Genomic DNA, 20,107 nt, shown 5'->3' with positions numbered 1-20,107 from the left:
CTTACTGCTGTTGTTGCTGCTGCTGTTGCGAAGCAGCGTCGCCAGCGCCCGGCGCTTGCGGTGCAGCAGCCGGCACGTCGCCTTCTTCAGCCTTGGCGGCCTTGATCGACAGACGCATGCGGCCCTTCTCGTCAGTGCTCAGCAGCTTCACGCGCACTGCCTGGCCTTCCTTCACGTAGTCGGAGACCTGGTTCACGCGCTCATTGGCGATTTCCGAGATGTGCAGCAGACCGTCCTTGCCCGGCAGGATGTTCACGATCGCGCCGAAGTCCAGCAGCTTGAGCACGGTACCGTTGTAGATCTTGCCCACTTCGGCTTCAGCCGTGATGCCTTCGATGCGGCGCTTGGCTTCCGCCATGCCTTCCGACGAGGTCGACGCGATGGTGATCGTGCCGTCTTCCCCGATGTCGATTGTGCAGCCGGTTTCCTTGGTCAGCGCCTGGATGGTCGAACCGCCCTTGCCGATCACGTCGCGGATCTTCTCCGGATTGATCTTGACGGTGATCATGCGCGGCGCATGCTCCGACAGTTCGGTGCGTGCGTGACCCATGGCCGATTGCATCTTGCCCAGGATGTGCAGACGGCCTTCCTTGGCTTGCGCCAGTGCCACCTGCATGATTTCCTTGGTGATGCCCTGCACCTTGATGTCCATCTGCAGCGCGGTGATACCAGCGTCGGTACCCGCCACCTTGAAGTCCATGTCGCCCAGGTGATCTTCGTCACCCAGGATATCGGTCAGCACGGCGAACTTGTTGTCTTCCAGGATCAGGCCCATGGCCACACCTGCGACGTGCGCCTTGATGGGCACGCCAGCATCCATCAGCGACAGCGAGCCGCCGCACACCGAAGCCATCGACGAGGAGCCGTTCGATTCGGTGATTTCCGACACCAGACGGATCGTGTAGGCGAATTCGTCGTCCTTCGGCAGCACCGGAATCAGTGCGCGCTTGGCCAGACGGCCGTGGCCGACTTCGCGGCGCTTCGGGCTGCCCACGCGGCCGGTTTCGCCCGTGGCGAACGGCGGCATGTTGTAGTGGAGCATGAAGCGGTCACGGTACTCGCCTTGCAGCGCGTCGATGATCTGCTCGTCGCTCTTGGTGCCCAGAGTGGCCACCACCAGCGCTTGCGTTTCACCACGCGTGAACAAGGCCGAACCGTGCGCACGCGGCAGCACCGACGAGCGGATTTCGATCGGGCGCACCGTGCGGGTGTCGCGGCCGTCGATACGCGGTTCGCCGTTCAGGATCTGGCCGCGCACGATCTTCGACTCGAGCTCGAACAGGATGTTGTCGACTTCCACGCCGTCGGCTTCCACGCCAGCGGCAGCCAGCTTCTCGGCGACCGACTTGTAGACTTCCTTCAGCTTCTGGCTGCGGGCCGACTTCTGGCGCAGTTGGTAAGCGGCTTGCAGGTCAGCCAGGCCCAGTTCGGACACCTTGGCGACCAGCGCTTCGTTCTTGGGAGCAGCTTGCCAATCCCACTCCGGCTTGCCGCCTTCACGCACCAGATCGTGAATCGCGTTGATGGCGATCTGCATCTGCTCGTGGCCGAACACCACAGCGCCCAGCATGATCTCTTCCGACAGCTGCTGCGCTTCGGATTCCACCATCAGCACGGCACGCTCGGTACCGGCCACAACCAGGTCCAGATCCGAATGCGCCAGTTGCGCGCGGTTCGGGTTCAGCAGGTACTGGCCATCCTTGTAACCCACGCGGGCAGCGCCCACCGGGCCGTTGAACGGCAGACCCGACACGGCCAGCGCAGCCGAAGCGGCCACCAGCGCCGGGATATCGGCCGGCACTTCCGGGTTGATCGACAGCACGTGGATGACGACCTGGACTTCGTTGTAGAAGCCTTCCGGGAACAGCGGACGCAGCGGACGATCGATCAGGCGCGAGGTCAGCGTTTCGTTTTCTGACGGACGGCCTTCACGCTTGAAGAAGCCACCCGGAATCTTGCCGGCGGCGTAGGTCTTCTCGAGGTAGTCGACGGTCAGCGGGAAGAAGTCCTGACCCGGCTTCGGGTTCTTGGCGCCCACCACGGTGGCGAGCACGACGGTGTCGTCCATGTCGAGCAGCACGGCGCCGCTCGCTTGACGGGCGATCTCACCCGTTTCCATGCGGACCTTATGGCCGCCCCATTGGAATTCTTTGACGATCTTGTTGAACATGGTCATAGCATCTCCTGTTCGGTATTCGCGGCGCTCACGCGTCAAACGCGATTTCATTGCGCCACGACAAACACGTTCCGGAAGACGGTGCGGTTGCAGAGGTGTGTTTTATGCCATTCCAGCGCGGCGCTGACATGCAACGCCGCACTGGAATGACACAAGACTCTGCTTCCTGCCGCCTCCGGTCCCTGGCAGCCGCTTCATCAACTGAACTGGCCGACTGCCATATTTGCCGGTTGCCCGACGCGGCCACAAACGCGGCCGCCAAAAACAAAATGCCTGCATCAGCACGCTGACGCAGGCACTTTTCATCACGCGCAGTGCGTGAGACCCACCATTACTTACGCAGACCCAGCTTCGCAACCAGCGCAGTGTAACGGTCAGCGTCCTTGCCCTTGAGGTAGTCCAGCAGACGGCGACGACGGCTCACCATCTTGAGCAGACCGCGACGGCTGTGGTGGTCCTTCATGTGCGCCTTGAAGTGCGGCTGCAGTTCGTTGATGCGGGCGGTCAGCAGTGCAACCTGCACTTCCGGGCTACCCGTGTCGTTGGCGCTGCGGCCGTTATCCTTGACGATTTCTTGCTTGTTGATGTTAGCAACGGACATTTCGATTCCTTTGACTTGCGGACACTGCAGCGTTTGAAAATCGCCGCCGCTGGTGCCGTGTTGAACAATGTCTTGCCGACCCCATTCCAAATCCGGCCTGGACGGCAAGACCGCGATTATAGCCCAAAAGCCCCCACAGACGACAGTTCTGTGTCAGGTGGTCAATAGCGCGCCATTTTGCAAGTGGTGGGCAATGCCGTTTGCGTCGCAGGAATCACTTTCAGCGTGCGAAAGCCATAACCGGAGCCCTCGATATCGAATGGCGTGCCGGGCGTGCCTGCCCGCTCCATCAGCGTAACGATCAGCGGTTGGATCGCCTGGTGATCCTCCGCACGCAGCGTCATGCGGTGGAAACCATTGTCGAGCGAAGCGCCTTCCAACGCACGTGCTACCGCGCCCGCCTCCGCCGTGCCTGCGCGCTCGATGGCGGTGGCCAGCATGTCGATCATCATTTGATCGCGTAGCAAGGGGTAGTCGTCAGCCGGCGCCGGAAAGCGCGCGCGGAAGGCCTTGTAGAACGCATCGGACTTGGCGCCACCGAGGTTCGGATGCCACTCCGCCACCGCCACCACGCGACCAACACCCGCCTCGCCCATCGCCCCTGGCGCGCCCAGCGAGTTGCCATAGAACGTGAAAAAGCGCGCCTTGAGCCCCGCATCGCGCGCAGCCTTGACGAGCAGCGTCAGATCATTGCCCCAGTTGCCGGTGATGACCGTATCCGCACCCGACGCGGCAATGCGCGCCACATACGGCGCGAAGTCCTTCACCTTGCCAATCGGGTGCAGCACCTCGCCAACGATGGCCACATCCGGCCGCTTTTCGCCCAATTGCTGACGCGCCGATTGCGCTACCTGACGGCCGAATGTGTAGTCCTGCCCGATCAGGTAGACCTTCTTGATGGCCTTATCGGTGCGGATCACCTCAGTCAGCGCATGCATTCGCATGTCGGCCGACGCGTCAAAACGGAAATGCCAGAAGCTGCAGGCCTCATTGGTCAGGGCTGGATCGACGGCGGCGTAGTTCAGGTACAGCACGCGCGACTCCGGATGGCGTTCGTTGTAGCGCGAGATGGACGTCGACAACGCAGCCGCGGCCGCCGAGCTATTGCCCTGCAGGACGAAGCGGATTCCCGCATCGGTGGCGGCCTGCAGTTGCAGCAAGGATTCGTCGACCGTGTTCTTGCTGTCCAAGCGCACGAGTGCAAGTGGATGGCGCCCGTCAGGCAGCTTCACGCCACCACGCGCATTCACCCCCTCGATGGCGAAGCGCAGATTGCGATCCACCGCCTCCCCCGCATTGGCGAACGGGCCGGACAAGCCCTCGATCAACGCCAGCCGAATCGGCGCAGCCTCAGGTTGCGCAATGGCAGTGGCGCATAACCCAACGGCCGCCAACGCGGCCACAAACAAGCGAAACATCATGGCAACTCCCCGTGAAGCGCGGATGGTAAAGCGCGCCGCCTCGCCGGCACAAGCGGCCAAGCGACATGACGCCCTACACTGAAGGCATTCAGGAGAACCATCGTGAGCACCCGAACTTGGCAGCGTACTGCGCTGCTCGCCATGGCGCTGGCGTTGATGAGCGCATGTACCGTACTGGCCCCTGTTCAAACAGGCGAAGCACTGATCGGCCAGCCGGCGCCTGCCGTAGAAGCGCGTTTTGGCAAACCACCCGAACAATACCCGCGAGCGGACGGTGGCACGCGATGGCTATATCCCACCCAGCCATACGGGCAATTCACCTATGCCGCTGACTTCGACGCGAGCGGCAAGCTCGTCTCGTTTCGGCAGATCCTGACAACGATGGAGTTTGCGAAGATTCGCGTCGGCACTTCGACGCAGAAAGATGTGCAGCAGATGTTCGGCAAGCCCGAGGAGACCGCCTACTTTCGGCTGATGGATCGGCGGGTGTGGTCCTACCGCTTCAAGCACGAAGGTGTGTGGCCGTCGCTGATGAATTTCTATTTCGACCGCGACGGCATCGTGCGGCTCACGCAGGTCAGCCCAGACCCGATGTACGACCACGATCACGATTCCAGCCGCTGAGCGCCGAAACGGCAACATCCACGCGAGGCGCGTCACCTGGCGTGGATGTTCGGGTCGGCCATGTCGTGGATCACACAGACATCGCTCTCAAAGACGGTCGGCTCGGAAATCACGCTCCTGACGTGTCCGGTGCCGCCGCACCCGCTTCGCGTTCCGGTGGATAACCGGGTGCGCGCTCAGTGGTAATCGTGTTGGGGTCTGGGCTGACTCCTGCGTGTGTTCGTTGAAACCCGCGATCAGATCTGCGGATTGAGTTTTTCGCTGCTCTTGTCCTGCAGCTTGTTCAATGCAGCCAGGTAAGCTTTGGCCGAAGCCGCGACGATGTCCGGATCCGTGCCCACGCCGTTGACGATGCGGCCCGACTTGGACAAACGCACTGTCACCTCACCCTGCGCCTGCGTGCCAGTCGTGATGGCGTTGACCGAGTACAGAAGCTGCTCAGCACCGCTGGCGACCTTGCTTTCGATGGCATTGAGCGTGGCATCCACCGGGCCATTACCCTCGGCCTCACCCGTCACTTCCTTGCCATCGGCAACGAAGACGATGCGCGCGTGCGGGCGCTCACCGGTTTCCGAGCGCTGCGCCAGCGATACGAAGCGGAAGTGTTCACCCTCGCTGTGCTGGGCCTCGTTGGAGACGATGGCGACGATGTCCTCGTCGAAAATCTCGGCCTTCTGGTCAGCGAGTTCTTTGAAGCGCGTGAACGCGGCGTTCAGTTCGGCTTCGGAATCCAGCTCAATGCCCAGTTCCTGCAGGCGCTGCTTGAATGCATTGCGGCCCGAGAGTTTGCCCAGGACGATCTTGTTGGCCGTCCAGCCCACGTCTTCGGCGCGCATGATTTCGTAGGTATCACGCGCCTTGAGCACGCCGTCTTGGTGGATGCCGGAAGCATGTGCGAACGCGTTGGCGCCCACCACCGCCTTGTTCGGCTGCACGACGAAGCCAGTGATCTGCGAGACCAGCTTGGAGGCCGGCACGATCTGCGAGGTATCGACACCGACGTCGAGGTTGAAGTAATCGCGGCGCGTCTTGACGGCCATCACCACCTCTTCAAGGCTGGTGTTGCCGGCGCGCTCGCCCAGGCCGTTGATCGTGCATTCGATCTGGCGTGCGCCGCCCAACTGGACAGCGGTCAGCGAATTGGCAACGGCCATGCCCAGGTCGTCATGGCAATGCACCGACCAGATCGCCTTGTCCGAATTCGGGATGCGCTCGCGCACCGAGCGGATCAGCGCAGCGTAGCCTTCCGGCACCGCATAACCCACCGTATCCGGCAGGTTGATGGTCGTCGCGCCTTCGTCGATCACGCCCTCCAGCACGCGGCAGAGGAAGTCCATGTCGGAGCGGCTGCCGTCTTCCGGCGAAAACTCGATGTCATCCGTGAACTGGCGGGCGAAGCGCACAGCCAGACGCGCCTGCTCGTACACCTGATCCGGCGACATGCGCAGCTTCTTCTCCATGTGCAGCGCCGACGTGGCGATGAACGTGTGGATACGGAACTGGCCAGCCGGCTTGAGTGCCTCGGCGGCGCGGGAGATGTCGCGGTCGTTCGCACGGGCCAGCGAACAAATTCGCGAATCCTTGACCGACTGGGCAATCGCACGGATCGCCTCAAAGTCGCCATTGGAGCTGGCCGCAAAGCCGGCTTCGATCACATCCACCTTGAGCCGCTCGAGTTGCTTGGCAATGCGGATCTTCTCTTCCTTGGTCATCGACGCCCCGGGGGACTGCTCGCCGTCGCGCAAGGTGGTATCGAAAATGATGAGTTTGTCGCTCATGGCGGCTCCTTGGTGGGGTGACGTTTTTGACGTCGGTCTCAGTGGTGTCTCAGATGTTTTTTGCGGCGCAGAATGCAAAACGCCCCGGCGTGCATGGTTGCAGGCCGGGGCGCTGTGAATTCTGGTTCGCGAAAACTTGGCGGTTTCTGCTTGCCTTGTCTTGCGATTTCCTATGCACGTGTCCCGACCTGACGACCTAGTAGGCCATCAATCGAGACTAGCGTAATCAGAATGGAAATCGGGTGCGAAAGCATGCGAACGACTATAGACGAATTCAAAAATTGACGCAAGCGCACAATAGCGCGCCGCATCGGTCACTCATGCACTTCGTCCGATGTCTGATTCGGCATGCGTGGGCTGCCCTGCTGCCCGTGCAGCGTACGCCAGCCCCAGAGCAGGTAGCCCGACACCGCGTAGCCGACAAACAGGCCGAACAGCGCCACCGGCGGGTCGCTCGACACGACCACGAACAGCACGAGCATCAGCACCATCACACCGAACGGCACGCGATTCCGCACACCCAGCACCTTGCCGCTGTAGAACGGTGCGTTCGACACCATCGACAGCCCCGCGTACAAGGTGAGCCCGAAGGCGACCCACGGCATCCACAGCTCTTTCACCGGCAGCTTGTTGTCGATCGCCAGCCAGACGAAGCCGGCGATGAGTGCGGCTGCGGCAGGGCTCGGCATGCCCTGGAAGAAGCGCTTATCGACCACGCCGATGTTGGTGTTGAACCGCGCAAGCCGCAATGCCGCACCCGCGCAGTAGACAAATGCGGCCAGCCAGCCCCACTTGCCCAGATCACGCAGGATCCACTCGTACATCACCAACGCGGGGGCCACGCCAAACGACACCATATCGGACAGCGAATCGTACTGTTCGCCGAACGCGCTTTGCGTGTTGGTGAGGCGTGCGACACGGCCATCCATGCCGTCGAGCACCATCGCCGCGAAGATAGCAATGGCCGCCGTCTCGAAGTTCAGGTTCATCGCCTGCACGATGGCGAAGAAGCCAGCGAACAGCGCAGCCGTCGTGAACGCGTTGGGCAGCAGATAGATGCCGCGGCGGCGGGGACGAACGACTTCCAGATCGTCGTCATCCGGGCGCGGCTGGTTGTGGCGCAGCGGACGCAGGTGCGTCACGTTGCTGGGGGTAAAGCGCTTCTTGCGCCGATTGAACGCGGGCATGACGGCCTCCGGATCAGTCCAGTTCGGCGAGCACCGTCAGCGTGGCCGACACCTTCTCGCCGATCGTCACGCGCGGGCGCGCCGTCAGCGGCAGGTACACGTCGACGCGCGAGCCAAAGCGGATGAAGCCATAACGCTGACCGCGCGAGAGACTCTCCCCTGCCTTGGTATAGCAAAGGATGCGGCGCGCGATCAACCCGGCCACCTGCACTGAGGTGACGAGCTGGCCATCGGGACGGCGCAGGACGACTGCGTTGCGCTCGTTCTCGAGCGAAGCCTTGTCCAGGTCTGCATTGACGAACTTGCCCGGGAAGTACTGCACCTGCTGCACCGTGCCATCGACGGGCGCGCGGTTCGAGTGCACATTGAAGACGTTCATGAACACGCTGATCTTCAGCGAGTCGCGATCGGCGTACGGATCACGCACTTGTTCGACGGCGACGATACGGCCGTCGGCCGGCGAAAGAATCGCGTTGGCCTGCGTTGGCACCGCACGCGCCGGATCACGGAAAAACTGCAGCACGAACAGCGTCAGCACCCAGAACGGCCAAGCCCAGCCGAAGCCGGCGGCAACCTGCACGATGAGCGAGACAATGAAGATCCCGCCCAGGTACGGCCAGCCCTCGCGGGCGATGATGGGATGCGGATACGTGTTGTTCAAAATCAGACCTCGACAGCGTCTTGAAGGAAATGCGGCATTCTAGCCGACACGGGACCGCGCCAGCACTCGAAACGGTACATCCTCCTGTGGATTCAGCATAAAAAAAGCCAGCCCGAAGGCTGGCTTTCTTCTCGCACAAGGCGCGGGCGATCAGTTCTTCGACTGGTCGACCAGCTTGTTCTTGGCGATCCACGGCATCATCGCGCGCAGCTTGGCGCCGACTTGCTCGATCTGGTGCTCTTCGGTCAGGCGGCGGCGCGAGATCAGCGTCGGCTGACCTGCCTTGTACTCCAGCAGGAAGCTCTTGGCGTATTCGCCGGTCTGGATGTCCTTCAGGCATTGTTTCATGGCCTTCTTGGTCTCGTCCGTCACGACGCGCGGGCCGGTGACGTACTCGCCGTATTCGGCGTTGTTCGAGATCGAGTAGTTCATGTTGGCGATGCCGCCTTCGTAGATCAGGTCGACGATCAGCTTCAGCTCGTGCAGGCACTCGAAGTAAGCCATTTCCGGAGCGTAGCCGGCTTCCACCAGCGTCTCGAAGCCAGCCTTGATCAGCTCGACGGTACCGCCGCACAGCACGGCTTGTTCGCCGAACAGGTCGGTTTCGGTTTCTTCGCGGAAGTTGGTTTCGATGATGCCGGCGCGGCCGCCGCCGTTGGCGGTAGCGTACGACAGGGCGATGTCACGCGCAGCGCCCGACTTGTCCTGGTGCACGGCGATCAGGTGCGGCACGCCACCACCTTGAGCGTACGTGCCACGCACGGTGTGGCCCGGGGCCTTCGGGGCGATCATGATGACGTCCAGGTCCGCGCGCGGGATCACGGCGCCGTAGTGCACGTTGAAGCCGTGAGCGAAGGCCAGCGCAGCGCCTTGCTTGATGTTGTTGTGCACTTCGTTCTTGTACACGTCGGCGATCTGTTCGTCCGGCAGCAGGATCATGACAACGTCGGCTTCCTTCACTGCCTCGGCCACTTCCTTGACCTGCAGGCCGGCGTTGACGGCCTTGTTCCACGACGCGCCGTTCTTGCGCAGACCGACCGTCACCTTCACACCCGAGTCGTTCAGGTTCAGGGCGTGGGCGTGGCCTTGCGAGCCGTAGCCAACGATGGTGACATTCTTGCCCTTGATCAGGGAGAGGTCGGCGTCCTTGTCGTAAAACACTTTCATGGTGATGTCCTAATTTTCAAATATTGCTGATCTATGGGGTCCGGCCGCAGTTACACGCTCGTGCACGCGCCGGTTCAAACCTTCAGAATGCGCTCGCCGCGGCCGATGCCCGAGCCGCCCGTACGGACGGTCTCAAGGATGGCAGTACGGTCGATGGCATCAAGAAACGCGTCAAGCTTGCTGCCGTTGCCGGTCAGCTCGATCGTGTAGGTCTTCTCGGTCACGTCGATGACGCGGCCGCGGAAGATGTCCGCCGTACGCTTCATCTCCTCGCGTTCCTTGCCGACCGCGCGCACCTTCACGAGCATCAGCTCGCGCTCGATGTGCGCGCCTTCGGTCAGGTCGACGACCTTGACGACTTCCACAAGGCGATTCAGGTGCTTGGTGATCTGCTCGATGATGTCGTCCGAACCGGTCGTGACGATCGTCATGCGCGACAGCGAGGCGTCTTCGGTCGGAGCGACCGTCAGCGTCTCGATGTTGTAGCCGCGCGCCGAGAACAAACCCACCACGCGCGACAGCGCGCCGGCTTCGTTTTCCAGCAGGACGGAAATGATGTGACGCATTACAGGTCCTCCGCGCCGAGCAGCATTTCAGAGATGCCCTTGCCCGCCTGGACCATCGGCCAGACGTTTTCGGTCGGGTCGGTCTGGAAGTCGAGGAACACGGTGCGATCCTTGAGTCGGAAGGCTTCGCGCAGCGCAGGCTCAACGTCAGCGGTCTTTTCGACGCGCATGCCAACGTGGCCGTACGACTCAGCCAGCTTCACGAAGTCGGGCAGCGCCTGCATGTAGGAGTGCGAGTAACGGTTGTCGTACTCGATTTCCTGCCACTGACGCACCATGCCCAGATAGCCGTTGTTGAGCGAGCAGATCTTCACTGGGGTGTCGTACTGCAGGCAGGTCGACAGTTCCTGGATACACATCTGGATCGAGCCTTCACCGGTGATGGTGACGACTTCCTTGTCCGGGAACGCCTTCTTGATGCCCATGGCGTACGGCAGGCCCACGCCCATCGTGCCCAGGCCACCGGAGTTGATCCAGCGACGCGGCTCGTTGAACTTGTAGAACTGCGCAGCCCACATCTGGTGCTGACCCACGTCGGAGCAGACGAAGGCGTCGCCATTCGTCAGTTCCCAGATCTTCTCGACCACGTACTGCGGCTTGATGATCTCGGAGGTGCGGTCGTACTTCAGGCAGTCGACGCTGCGCCACTGCTCGATCTGCTCCCACCACTTGGCCAGCGCCGTCTTGTTCGGCTTAGCTTCGCCAGACTGGATCTGGGCGATCATCTCCTGCAGCACGTCCTTGACGTTGCCGACGATGGGGATGTCGACCTTCACCCGCTTGGAGATGGACGACGGATCGATGTCGATGTGGATGATCTTGCGCGGCTGCGACGTGAAGTGCGCCGGGCTGCCGATCACGCGATCATCAAAGCGCGCGCCGATGGCGATCAGCACGTCGCAGTTCTGCATCGCCATGTTGGCTTCGTAGGTACCGTGCATGCCCAGCATGCCGACGAACTGCTTGCTGGTGCCGGGGAATGCGCCCAGGCCCATCAGCGTGTTCGTGACCGGGTAACCCGTTAGCGCAGCCAGTTGACGCAGCTCTTCGCTGGCCTCGGCAAGCACCACGCCGCCACCCGAATAGATGTACGGACGTTCGGCCTGCAGCAGCAGACTCACCGCCTTGCGGATCTGGCCGGAGTGCCCCTTGTTGACGGGGTTGTACGAGCGCATCTCGATGGTCTTCGGATACTCGTACTTGCACATCTCGCGCGAAACATCTTTCGGGATGTCCACCACCACCGGGCCCGGACGGCCCGTCGCGGCAATGTAGAACGCCTTCTTGATGGTCGAAGCGAGGTTGCGCACATCCTTGACCAGGAAGTTGTGCTTGACGATCGGGCGGGTGATGCCGACGGTGTCGCATTCCTGGAAGGCATCCTGGCCGATGGCGTGCGTCGGCACGTTGCCGGTGATGATCACCATCGGGATCGAATCCAGGTAGGCGGTGGCGATGCCGGTCACGGCATTGGTCACGCCAGGGCCGGACGTCACGAGGGCGACACCGACCTTGCCCGTGGCGCGCGCATAGCCGTCAGCCGCATGGACTGCCGCCTGTTCATGGCGCACCAGGATGTGTTCGATCTTGTTTTGCTTGTAGAACGCGTCGTAGATATAGAGCACCGCGCCGCCGGGGTAACCCCAGACGAACTCGACGCCCTCTGCCGCGAGCGCATTGACGAGGATGTCAGCCCCCATCATGTCGGCAGATGAACCGCTATTGGCGTGGGAAAATTCCGCGCTTGGCATATTCATGTCAGTCCTTTGCAATTTTCGGCAAAAAATTGTTTGGATGCTCTCTACCGGGCTTGTGGCACGGATTTGAGCGGTGCGCGTCTGCATGGATGGCCGCCTGATGGGCAGCCAGATGAGACAAACCACAGATGTTGTGAACCGATGATGATACTGCAATGCCGCATGGTGGTCCAGCAGCGGCGCGAATCACCACACCGCGGCCACACCGAGCGGTCCGCCAGACGGTCGGACTGTCCGTCGACCCGCATTTTTGCTAGCATCGCAACATTTTTGACGGTCTAGACCGTCGCTGCTGCGCGGCGTCATGTTCACATCGCATCACTTCATGACAATGTGAAATTTCGCCAACCCGCCCCACAGGATTCGCACCCGCTGTTGTATGGCCTCTGAACAGGAACTGTCGGCCTTCCTCATAAGCGTCGAAAAACGCGCCTTCAAGCAGGCAGTATTCGCGGTCCGCGACGACGACGCTGCGCTCGACATCGTGCAGGACGCGATGATCAAGCTGGCCGAAAAATATGGCGACAAGCCCGAGGCCGAACTGCCGCTGCTGTTCCAGCGCATTCTGCAGAACACGATCCACGACTGGTTCCGCCGCTCCAAGGTGCGCAACACGTGGGTCAGCCTGTTCTCCAGCTTCCGCACGGATGCAGAAGGCGACGATACCGACCCGCTGGAGCTGATCGAAAGTGAAGCCGGCTCCACAGCAGCAGAAAGCAGCGCCGACAAGGTCGAGCGCTCGCAGATGCTGGAAATCCTGGAACGCGAAATCGAGAAGCTCCCCACACGTCAACGGGAAGCCTTTCTGATGCGTTACTGGGAAGACATGGATGTTGCCGAAACTGCCCAGGCGATGGGCTGTTCCGAGGGGAGCGTGAAAACGCACTGCTCGCGGGCAACGCACGCCCTGGCCCAAGCGCTGCGGGCGCGAGGGATCCGACTATGAACAAGGTAGAACTTCGAGAACGCCGCTTTGTGCACGCCGTCCGCACCGCTCTGAACGAGTCGGCCGGACAGTTGCCGCCTGACGTACGTGACCGCCTCTCTGCGGCACGCCGAACGGCGCTCGCGCATAAGAAAGCGGAAGCGCCGAGCACAGTGCGCTCGCCTGCCCTGGTCATGCCGGGTGTGGGTCAGGTCTCCTTCGACTTGGAGGACGACGCCACGTCGCCGCTGCAGCGCCTCGGCGCGTTCCTGCGTCGATTTGGCCTGCTGTGGCCGACCATCGCGCTGGTTGCAGGGCTTGCCGGCATCTATCAGTGGCAGCAGCAACAACGCGTGGACGAGCTCGCCGAGGTCGACGCCGCCATGCTGCTCGACGACCTGCCGCTGGCCGCCTACGCCGATCAAGGCTTCCATCAGTACCTCGATAAACGCGATCAGCAGTGAAAGGCTGATCGATGAGCAACTTCCACCGCACCCACGGCCAACCACCGCGAGGCGGCCAGACCTCGCGCCTGTGCGCTACCCTCTTCGCGCTGATTGGCGCCGCTGGGCTGACCGCCGGACTGGCGATTGCACAAGTTCCGGCCGCATCGGCACCAGTTGCCGCGCCTGACATCAGCACCAACGCACCGTTGGCGCTGCCCACGCCACCGACCACCAATCCGCAACCGTCCATCCATCCGAACTGGTCAGAGTTGACCATCGTGCAGCAGCGCATCCTGGCGCCGCTCGCGCCGGAGTGGAACGGCATGCCCGAGCTTGCCCGCAAGAAATGGCTGCAGATTGCCCAGGCCTATCCGAAGTACGCACCTGCGCAGCAGCAGCGTCTGCAGACGCGCATGGCGGACTGGGTCAAGCTGACCCCGGAACAGCGCCACCGTGCGCGCGAAAACTTCCAGACCACCAAGTCGGTTCCGGTGCAGAAGAAGAGCGAGGCCTGGCAGCGTTACCAGCAACTGCCTGATGAGCAGAAGAAGGAGCTTGCTGCTGCCGCCAAGGCGCAGAAGCGTCCGTCTGCGGTGACGGCATTGCCAGGCAGCACAAGCCTGGCCAAGGACGCAGCCAAGGCCGTCCACCATGGTCGCACCAAGCCGGGCACGACAAAATCGGCGCCGAATCCGCTGGCGCCGGCCAAGTCCACTGCAACGGCTGCGGCATCTGCGCCTGCCGCAGCAGCACCCGCCCCCGCTGCAGTGGCGCCAGCACCGGCAAGTGCGCCGATCACGCCGGCACATCCGGTTGCTCCAGCGACTAGCCCCGACGGCGATTCAGGCAATCCTCCACCGTCGACCGTACTGGGCGGCTAAGCCCGCACACCCTTTGGCATAATCCGATCACGCGCCGCGCACGTTGTGCGGGCGCACGATCAATTACGCCCAGCCTGCGCTTACCCGGTTCGATGGCCACTACCGCTTCCCCCTCCTCGCCTGTCACGACGCCTGATCCACTCGCCGCTCCCACGCTGCGCCGCCGACTGGCTGCGATGCTCTACGAGGGCTTGCTGCTGTTTGGCGTGATGTTTGGCGCGACAGCGATCTTTCTGCTACTGCGCGCAATCATTCCGCCGCTGGCGCGCACGGGCGATATCGGCCTGCAAGTGTGGGGGTTCTTCGCGCTCGGCCTGTATTTCGTGGGTTTCTGGCGCAAGCGCGGCCAGACGCTCGCCATGCAGACGTGGCGCATGCGCGTCGTGAACGCGGACGGCTCCCCCATTTCGCTCGGCCGTGCCATTGCGCGTTATGCGCTGGCCTGGATCTGGGTGGTCGTAGCCGTCGGCATCATTCATGTGTGCGGGGTTTCACGCTGGACCGGCGCAGGCGTCGCACTGGCCTGCGTGCTGGCGTGGGGCGCGCTGGCATGGCTGGACCCACAGCGCCAGTTTCTGCACGACCGCCTGGCCGGCACGCGGCTGGTGCGCGGCTGATCGATCGCATCTTCGGCGACGGCACATTCCATGACGCGCGCCGATCTGCCGACCTCCTCCACGCCCCTCGCTTCGCTGACGGCAGCCAACGCGCGCCGCATTGCCGTGGCACTGCAATGCGCGGCGACGCTGGCGGTCGCATGGACAGCGCATCGCTGGGGCGACCTGAACTGGTGGGGCGCGGCTGCCGTTGCCGCAGCGGCACTGGTGCTCGGCTATCTCGTCTCGGTGGGCTGGGCATTCCTCATTGCATCCACAAGTCTGGGCACGGCCATTCCGGATGACCCGGTGTGGGACCGCATGCCCGTGCCGCGCGAGCAGCGCATCGGCGTGGCCGGCTTCATCGCCTGCTGGCTGCGTGAATGCGTGTCGGTGGCTTGGATGTTCAATGTGTTGCAGCCGTTTCGCGCTCAGGCGGCGCTCGATACGGCAACAGATGATGGCACGCGTGTGCCTGTGCTGATGATCCACGGGTACGGTTGCAACCGTGCGGTGTGGTTGCCGATGCAAAAACATCTGGCCGCCGCCGGTCACCCGATCGAGGCCATCGATCTGATGCCATTGCTGGGTGACATTGACGACTACGCCCACGACATCGCAACGGTTGCCGCTCGGATGGCGCATGCATACGGCCGTGCGCCCGTACTGCTTTGCCACAGCATGGGCGGGCTGGCTGCACGTGCGCTGCTGCGGCAAGCATCGGATGCTTGCCCGATCGCCCACGTCATCACGCTTGGCACGCCACATCGCGGCACGGCGATGGCGCGCAGTGGGCGCGGGCGCAACGTGCGGCAGATGGCCTGGGCCAGCGCATGGCTGCGTCAGCTTGCAGCATCCGAAACGCCGGCCGTACGGGCGCGTATCACATCGATCTTCTCGTGGCACGACTCCATCGTCGGGCCGGCCGGTGCGTCCTGGCTAGAGGGTGCGCGACACGTGCCGTTCTCCGGTATCGGCCATGTGTCGCTGCTATGCGACGCACACGTGCGCGATGCCGTGCTGGCAGAACTGACACGCATCGAAGGCACCCCGCCCGCCTCATCTCCTTGAAACGCACGCTGGGCAAAGGTCTCCGGCGCACGCCCTGATATTCCTTGGCAATCACGTCATGTGACGGTCATGTTTCTGACACGGCTTATTCACGCAGCGGTGGCGAAATCCGTCCAACGCAGCCTCTGTTGCCGACATGGTCCTGCCAAATCTGCCCAGCCCTGGTTTTCTTCGCCGCCTCGCGCAACGCTTTCGCGCCGCCCCCCTCACCGGTTCCGACTGGAACGCTCCACCGCCTCTGATGCAAATGGCCGCCGGACTCGCCGCCGGCGCGCTGGGCTCGGCCGTACCTGCAGGCCGCGGCGATGTGCGTGATCACGAGGCACCCGCCTCGGCACCAATCCCGGCCCTGGTACCCGACCAGTTGGCCGACAAGGACGCCGACCCACCTGCCGAAAAAATTCACCGCTACCGCACCATCTGGCTGTCGGATATCCACCTCGGCACCGCCGGCTGCCAGGCCGACTACCTGCTCGACTTCCTCAAGCACAACGAATCCGACACGCTGTACCTCGTCGGCGACATCGTCGACGGCTGGCAACTGCGCAAGGGCTGGTACTGGCCACAGGCGCACAACGACGTGGTGCAGAAGGTGCTGCGCCGCGCGCGCAAGGGCACCCGCGTGGTGTTCATCCCGGGCAACCATGACGAGATGGCGCGCCAGTTCCATGGTCTGAACTTCGGCGATATCGAAGTCGCGGAAGATGCGGTACATGTGACCGCCACAGGCAAACGCCTATGGGTCGTGCACGGTGATCTGTTCGACGGCGTGATGCAGCACGCGCGCTGGCTCGCCTACGTGGGCGACACGCTCTACACCTTCATCCTGGCGATGAACCGGCACTTCAACAGCATCCGTGTGCGGCTGGGGTTTCCGTACTGGTCGCTGTCGCAATACCTCAAGCATCAGGTCAAGAACGCGGTCAACTTCATCAACTCGTTCGAGCGCGTGATGACCGACGAAGCGCGCCGCCGCGGCTGCGATGGCGTGGTCTGCGGGCACATCCACAAGGCCGAGATCCGCGAGATCGACGGTCAGCTCTATTGCAACGACGGCGACTGGGTGGAGAGCCTCTCCGCCCTGGTCGAAACCATGGAAGGCGAACTGCAGATCGTCTACTGGACGCACCTGCTCGACGCACCGCCCACCTCCCGCCGCGCCCGCCGTGCCGCTGCGGCTGCCGCCTGATGGAAGCCCACATGACGAACACCAACATCGACCTTGCGCAGCCTGCCGCCGCCCAACCTACCCCCCAAGGAGAGCCCGTGAAAGTCTTGATCGTCACCGATGCCTGGGAACCGCAGGTCAACGGCGTCGTCCGTACCCTCACTCAGACGCGCCGTGAGCTTGAAGCGATGGGCCACATCGTCGACATGATCACGCCGCTCGAATTCAAGACGGTGCCGTGCCCGACGTATCCGGAAATCCGCCTCTCGATCCTGCCGGCCAAGCGCGTGCGTGAGCGCATCGAACAGTTCGCCCCACAGGCGTTGCACATCGCCACCGAAGGCCCGCTGGGCCTGGCCGCACGCGCCTATGCGCTACGCCACAAGCTGCCCTACACGACGGCGTACCACACGCGCTTTCCGGAGTACGTGCAGGCACGCTTCGGCATTCCGCTGGCCTGGACGTATCGCTTCCTGCGCTGGTTCCATAGCCCCGCTCAAGCGGTGATGGCGCCAACGCCCGTGGTGCTGAAAGACCTCGCCGACTACGGCATCACCAACGGCGTGCTGTGGACGCGCGGCGTAGACCTGGACGTCTTCACCTCCCAGCGCGGCACCGTACTCAACACGGCTCACCCGATCTTCTTGTACGTCGGCCGCGTGGCCGTGGAGAAGAACGTGGAAGCGTTTCTGGAGCTGGACCTGCCCGGCTCCAAGTGGGTGGTGGGCGAAGGCCCGGCGCTGGCCGGCCTGAAGGCAAAGTACCCGAACGCAAACTACCTGGGCGTGCTCAAGCAGCCGGAGCTGGCCAAGGTGTACGCCTCGGCCGATGTGTTCGTCTTCCCGAGCCGCACGGATACGTTTGGGCTGGTGCTGCTCGAAGCGCTGGCCAGCGGCCTGCCTGTGGCGGCCTACCCGGTGACGGGCCCGATCGACGTGCTGGGCGACTCGCCGGCCGGTGCGCTGCGCGAAGACCTGCGCGAAGCCTGCCTCGAAGCGCTGCGCATCGACCGACCGACGGCCCGCGCACACGCCGAGAAATTCTCATGGCGAGCGGCTTCCGAGCAATTCCTGGCGCACTTGCGTCCGATGCCCGCCGTACAATCCGGCGATGCCAAGACCGCTCAACCCTCGACCGCCACGGGCGCTTAAGCCTTGCGTTCCATGAAGCCGACCACGCCGCCCGATCGGCCATTAGCAGACCCAGCCACGCCGCCCGCGGCAGGCGCCTATTCGCCGGCCGACAACCCGCACAAGGGCAACCGGGGCATCGCGCGGGCGTGGTTCGCGCTCAAGAACTCCATCAGCGGCATCCGCTTCGCCATCGACGAGGAAAGCGCGTTCCGCCAGGAGCTGACGCTGTGCGCGATCCTGTTGCCATGCGCGTTCGTCATTCCCGCTACGGTGGTGGAGCGCATCATGATGATCGGCACACTGGTGCTGGTGCTGATCGTCGAGCTGCTCAATTCGAGCGTGGAAGCCGCGGTCGACCGCATCTCACTGGAGCAGCACGGGCTGTCCAAGCGCGCCAAGGATTTCGGCAGCGCGGCCGTCATGCTGGCCCTGCTGCTGTGCGTGGGGACATGGGTGGCGATCGCCTGGCCGTGGGTGGCATCGCTGTTGCGCTAAGGGCTTACCCGCGCACTCGCGGCGATAACGTTTGGCAATGTCTGCCCCACTGCATGTGGGGAGTCGTTGCTGCAGCACGATCTTTTATAATCCGGGCACACACACGCCACGGAGACAGGGCCACCGGCCTTGGCAGTTCAATGGAAACCAAGCAGCATTCCACCGGCCCACGCCGCACGCGCGACCGCATCCTCGAAGTATCGCTGCGCCTGTTCAACGAGCTGGGCGAGCCCAACGTCACCACCACGACGATTGCCGAAGAGCTCGAGATCAGCCCGGGCAACCTGTACTACCACTTCCGCAACAAAGACGACATCATCAACTCGATCTTCGTGCAGTTCGAGCAAGAGATCGCGCGCCGCCTGAAGCTGCCGGACGACCACAAGGCCACACTGGACGAGACCTGGGGTTATCTGCAGTACATGTCGGAGTTCTTGTGGAACTACCGCTTCCTGTATCGCGACATCAACGATCTGCTGGCACGCAACCGCATGCTGGAGCTGAACTTCAAGCGCATCGTCGAGCAGAAGCGCCACTTCGCCATGGACATCTGCCACCAGTTCATTGAAGACGGCGAGATGGAAGCCACGCCCGTCCAAGTCGATGCGATCTGCACCAACATCGTGGTGATCGCCACCTACTGGCTGTCGTTCCAGTTCGTGCAGCACCCGCGTCAGTACAACGACCAGAACGCGATCCGTGACCACCTGCACGGCGCGAGTTACCACATCCTGTCTATCCTGGCGCCTTACCTGCGCGGCAAGCCTCGCCGTGCCTTCGATCTGCTCGCGGTCAGCCGCAGCAACGATCCGCCCCTGGGCTCTGCCGGCGGCACCACCACTCCTGCCAAATGAAATCGATCTGCGTCTATTGCGGTTCCAGCCCGGGCGAACGCCCGGACTACAAGACCGGCGCCATTGCGCTGGGCAATGAGATGGTCCAGCGTGGCCTCACGCTCGTCTACGGCGGCGGCAACGTCGGCCTGATGGGCATCGTGGCGGATGCGGTGCTGCATGGCGGCAGCCCAGTCATCGGCATCATCCCGAAGTCGTTGGTGCGCAAGGAGGTCGGCCACAAGGAGCTGACCGAGCTGCACGTCGTCGACAGCATGCACCAGCGCAAGCAGATGATGGCTGACCGTGCGGATGCCTTCATCGCCATGCCCGGCGGCGTGGGCACGTACGAAGAGCTGTTCGAAACCTTCACGTGGCTGCAACTCGGCTATCACAACAAGCCGATCGGCTTGCTGAACGTGGCGGGCTTCTACGACAAGCTGCTTGCCTTTATTGATCACGCCGTGCAGGAAGGCTTCCTCAAGCGCCACCACGCCGACCTGCTGCACGTGAGCGACAACCCTGCCGAGCTGATCGACATGCTCTCGCGTGCACCGCGCGAGACGGTCGACAAGTGGTCGGAACGCCGCGAGCGCACCTGAGCCGCGCCCGGCCTCGCGT

At 63.0% G+C, this 20,107-nt stretch carries 20 protein-coding genes; 11 read left to right on the top strand and 9 right to left on the bottom strand.

What is annotated here, in order from left to right:
- Nucleotide 1: 1 nt before the first annotated feature.
- From pnp to PI87_RS11700, 3 genes are all read right to left on the bottom strand, one after another.
- The gene (pnp, locus tag PI87_RS11710; RefSeq protein ID WP_039597857.1) at nt 2-2,176 is read right to left on the bottom strand and encodes a polyribonucleotide nucleotidyltransferase; all 2,175 of its coding nucleotides are present in this window, start codon (nt 2,174-2,176) and stop codon (nt 2-4) included.
- Between the two features lie 331 nt (nt 2,177-2,507).
- Entirely contained in the window at nt 2,508-2,777 is a 270-nt protein-coding gene (gene rpsO / locus PI87_RS11705) for a 30S ribosomal protein S15 (RefSeq protein WP_021194996.1), read from the bottom strand.
- Between the two features lie 161 nt (nt 2,778-2,938).
- Nucleotides 2,939-4,195 (bottom strand): branched-chain amino acid ABC transporter substrate-binding protein, encoded by a 1,257-nt coding sequence (locus PI87_RS11700; RefSeq protein ID WP_039597922.1) that lies wholly within the window; start codon nt 4,193-4,195, stop codon nt 2,939-2,941.
- 144 nt (nt 4,196-4,339) lie between these two features.
- Here PI87_RS11700 and PI87_RS11695 point away from each other — a divergent pair, with 144 nt between their 5' ends.
- The gene (locus PI87_RS11695) at nt 4,340-4,822 is read left to right on the top strand and encodes a hypothetical protein (protein WP_052321493.1); all 483 of its coding nucleotides are present in this window, start codon (nt 4,340-4,342) and stop codon (nt 4,820-4,822) included.
- 236 nt (nt 4,823-5,058) lie between these two features.
- Here the strand turns inward: PI87_RS11695 and PI87_RS11690 are convergent, their stop codons facing one another.
- The 6 genes from PI87_RS11690 to PI87_RS11665 all read right to left on the bottom strand — a co-directional run bounded on the left by PI87_RS11690 (nt 5,059) and on the right by PI87_RS11665 (nt 11,938).
- Entirely contained in the window at nt 5,059-6,600 is a 1,542-nt protein-coding gene (locus PI87_RS11690) for a 2-isopropylmalate synthase (RefSeq protein WP_039597856.1), read from the bottom strand.
- Nucleotides 6,601-6,914: 314 nt separating this feature from the next.
- The gene (gene pssA / locus PI87_RS11685; protein WP_039597855.1) at nt 6,915-7,787 is read right to left on the bottom strand and encodes a CDP-diacylglycerol--serine O-phosphatidyltransferase; all 873 of its coding nucleotides are present in this window, start codon (nt 7,785-7,787) and stop codon (nt 6,915-6,917) included.
- Between the two features lie 13 nt (nt 7,788-7,800).
- Nucleotides 7,801-8,448: a phosphatidylserine decarboxylase gene (locus PI87_RS11680; RefSeq protein ID WP_039597854.1), complete on the bottom strand. Its 648-nt coding sequence runs from the start codon at nt 8,446-8,448 to the stop codon at nt 7,801-7,803.
- A 150-nt stretch (nt 8,449-8,598) separates the two neighbouring features.
- On the bottom strand, nt 8,599-9,615 hold the full coding sequence (gene ilvC / locus PI87_RS11675; RefSeq protein WP_039597853.1) for a ketol-acid reductoisomerase: 1,017 nt from the start codon (nt 9,613-9,615) through the stop codon (nt 8,599-8,601).
- A 74-nt stretch (nt 9,616-9,689) separates the two neighbouring features.
- Nucleotides 9,690-10,181: an acetolactate synthase small subunit gene (ilvN, locus tag PI87_RS11670; RefSeq protein WP_021195003.1), complete on the bottom strand. Its 492-nt coding sequence runs from the start codon at nt 10,179-10,181 to the stop codon at nt 9,690-9,692.
- Entirely contained in the window at nt 10,181-11,938 is a 1,758-nt protein-coding gene (locus PI87_RS11665) for an acetolactate synthase 3 catalytic subunit (protein ID WP_039597852.1), read from the bottom strand. The genes ilvN and PI87_RS11665 overlap by 1 nt, the downstream gene beginning before the upstream one ends.
- Nucleotides 11,939-12,317: 379 nt before the next feature.
- Here PI87_RS11665 and PI87_RS11660 point away from each other — a divergent pair, with 379 nt between their 5' ends.
- The 10 genes from PI87_RS11660 (at nt 12,318) to PI87_RS11615 (ending at nt 20,088) form a co-directional block, all read left to right on the top strand.
- Nucleotides 12,318-12,884 carry an RNA polymerase sigma factor gene (locus PI87_RS11660; protein ID WP_021195005.1) on the top strand — a complete coding sequence of 189 codons (567 nt, stop codon included), beginning with the start codon at nt 12,318-12,320 and terminating at the stop codon, nt 12,882-12,884.
- A complete protein-coding gene (locus PI87_RS11655) occupies nt 12,881-13,327 on the top strand; it encodes a DUF3619 family protein (protein ID WP_039597851.1) in 447 nt (148 codons plus the stop codon). The genes PI87_RS11660 and PI87_RS11655 overlap by 4 nt, the downstream gene beginning before the upstream one ends.
- Nucleotides 13,328-13,338: 11 nt before the next feature.
- Nucleotides 13,339-14,190, top strand: coding sequence for a DUF3106 domain-containing protein (locus tag PI87_RS11650; protein WP_039597850.1), 852 nt, complete (start codon nt 13,339-13,341; stop codon nt 14,188-14,190).
- Nucleotides 14,191-14,282: 92 nt separating this feature from the next.
- The gene (locus tag PI87_RS11645; protein ID WP_039597849.1) at nt 14,283-14,807 is read left to right on the top strand and encodes an RDD family protein; all 525 of its coding nucleotides are present in this window, start codon (nt 14,283-14,285) and stop codon (nt 14,805-14,807) included.
- Nucleotides 14,808-14,837: 30 nt separating this feature from the next.
- Nucleotides 14,838-15,857, top strand: a complete 1,020-nt coding sequence (locus PI87_RS11640; RefSeq protein ID WP_039597848.1) for an esterase/lipase family protein — start codon at nt 14,838-14,840, stop codon at nt 15,855-15,857.
- Nucleotides 15,858-16,098: 241 nt separating this feature from the next.
- Nucleotides 16,099-17,046 carry a UDP-2,3-diacylglucosamine diphosphatase gene (locus tag PI87_RS11635; RefSeq protein WP_039597847.1) on the top strand — a complete coding sequence of 316 codons (948 nt, stop codon included), beginning with the start codon at nt 16,099-16,101 and terminating at the stop codon, nt 17,044-17,046.
- A gap of 11 nt (nt 17,047-17,057) precedes the next feature.
- Nucleotides 17,058-18,176: a glycosyltransferase family 4 protein gene (locus PI87_RS11630; protein WP_232313978.1), complete on the top strand. Its 1,119-nt coding sequence runs from the start codon at nt 17,058-17,060 to the stop codon at nt 18,174-18,176.
- Nucleotides 18,177-18,188: 12 nt separating this feature from the next.
- The gene (locus PI87_RS11625) at nt 18,189-18,653 is read left to right on the top strand and encodes a diacylglycerol kinase (protein ID WP_052321487.1); all 465 of its coding nucleotides are present in this window, start codon (nt 18,189-18,191) and stop codon (nt 18,651-18,653) included.
- A 140-nt stretch (nt 18,654-18,793) separates the two neighbouring features.
- Entirely contained in the window at nt 18,794-19,507 is a 714-nt protein-coding gene (locus tag PI87_RS11620) for a TetR/AcrR family transcriptional regulator (RefSeq protein WP_039597846.1), read from the top strand.
- Nucleotides 19,504-20,088, top strand: a complete 585-nt coding sequence (locus tag PI87_RS11615) for a TIGR00730 family Rossman fold protein (RefSeq protein WP_039597845.1) — start codon at nt 19,504-19,506, stop codon at nt 20,086-20,088. The genes PI87_RS11620 and PI87_RS11615 overlap by 4 nt, the downstream gene beginning before the upstream one ends.
- The last annotated feature ends 19 nt before the right edge of the window (nt 20,089-20,107 follow it).

The organism is Ralstonia sp. A12 (assembly GCF_000801955.1).
Taxonomy (GTDB): Bacteria; Pseudomonadota; Gammaproteobacteria; order Burkholderiales; family Burkholderiaceae; genus Ralstonia.
The sequence above is the reverse complement of the archived record's forward strand: the minus strand, read 5'-3'. Positions and strand labels throughout refer to the sequence as shown.

Coding starts and splice junctions, on each gene's coding strand:
- pnp (WP_039597857.1), bottom strand. CDS start 2,176: ATGACCATGTTCAACAAGATCGTCAAAGAATTCCAATGGGGCGGCCAT.
- rpsO (WP_021194996.1), bottom strand. CDS start 2,777: ATGTCCGTTGCTAACATCAACAAGCAAGAAATCGTCAAGGATAACGGC.
- PI87_RS11700 (WP_039597922.1), bottom strand. CDS start 4,195: ATGTTTCGCTTGTTTGTGGCCGCGTTGGCGGCCGTTGGGTTATGCGCC.
- PI87_RS11695 (WP_052321493.1), top strand. CDS start 4,340: ATGGCGCTGGCGTTGATGAGCGCATGTACCGTACTGGCCCCTGTTCAA.
- PI87_RS11690 (WP_039597856.1), bottom strand. CDS start 6,600: ATGAGCGACAAACTCATCATTTTCGATACCACCTTGCGCGACGGCGAG.
- pssA (WP_039597855.1), bottom strand. CDS start 7,787: ATGCCCGCGTTCAATCGGCGCAAGAAGCGCTTTACCCCCAGCAACGTG.
- ilvC (WP_039597853.1), bottom strand. CDS start 9,615: ATGAAAGTGTTTTACGACAAGGACGCCGACCTCTCCCTGATCAAGGGC.
- ilvN (WP_021195003.1), bottom strand. CDS start 10,181: ATGCGTCACATCATTTCCGTCCTGCTGGAAAACGAAGCCGGCGCGCTG.
- PI87_RS11665 (WP_039597852.1), bottom strand. CDS start 11,938: ATGAATATGCCAAGCGCGGAATTTTCCCACGCCAATAGCGGTTCATCT.
- PI87_RS11660 (WP_021195005.1), top strand. CDS start 12,318: ATGGCCTCTGAACAGGAACTGTCGGCCTTCCTCATAAGCGTCGAAAAA.
- PI87_RS11655 (WP_039597851.1), top strand. CDS start 12,881: ATGAACAAGGTAGAACTTCGAGAACGCCGCTTTGTGCACGCCGTCCGC.
- PI87_RS11650 (WP_039597850.1), top strand. CDS start 13,339: ATGAGCAACTTCCACCGCACCCACGGCCAACCACCGCGAGGCGGCCAG.
- PI87_RS11645 (WP_039597849.1), top strand. CDS start 14,283: ATGGCCACTACCGCTTCCCCCTCCTCGCCTGTCACGACGCCTGATCCA.
- PI87_RS11640 (WP_039597848.1), top strand. CDS start 14,838: ATGACGCGCGCCGATCTGCCGACCTCCTCCACGCCCCTCGCTTCGCTG.
- PI87_RS11635 (WP_039597847.1), top strand. CDS start 16,099: ATGCAAATGGCCGCCGGACTCGCCGCCGGCGCGCTGGGCTCGGCCGTA.
- PI87_RS11630 (WP_232313978.1), top strand. CDS start 17,058: ATGACGAACACCAACATCGACCTTGCGCAGCCTGCCGCCGCCCAACCT.
- PI87_RS11625 (WP_052321487.1), top strand. CDS start 18,189: ATGAAGCCGACCACGCCGCCCGATCGGCCATTAGCAGACCCAGCCACG.
- PI87_RS11620 (WP_039597846.1), top strand. CDS start 18,794: ATGGAAACCAAGCAGCATTCCACCGGCCCACGCCGCACGCGCGACCGC.
- PI87_RS11615 (WP_039597845.1), top strand. CDS start 19,504: ATGAAATCGATCTGCGTCTATTGCGGTTCCAGCCCGGGCGAACGCCCG.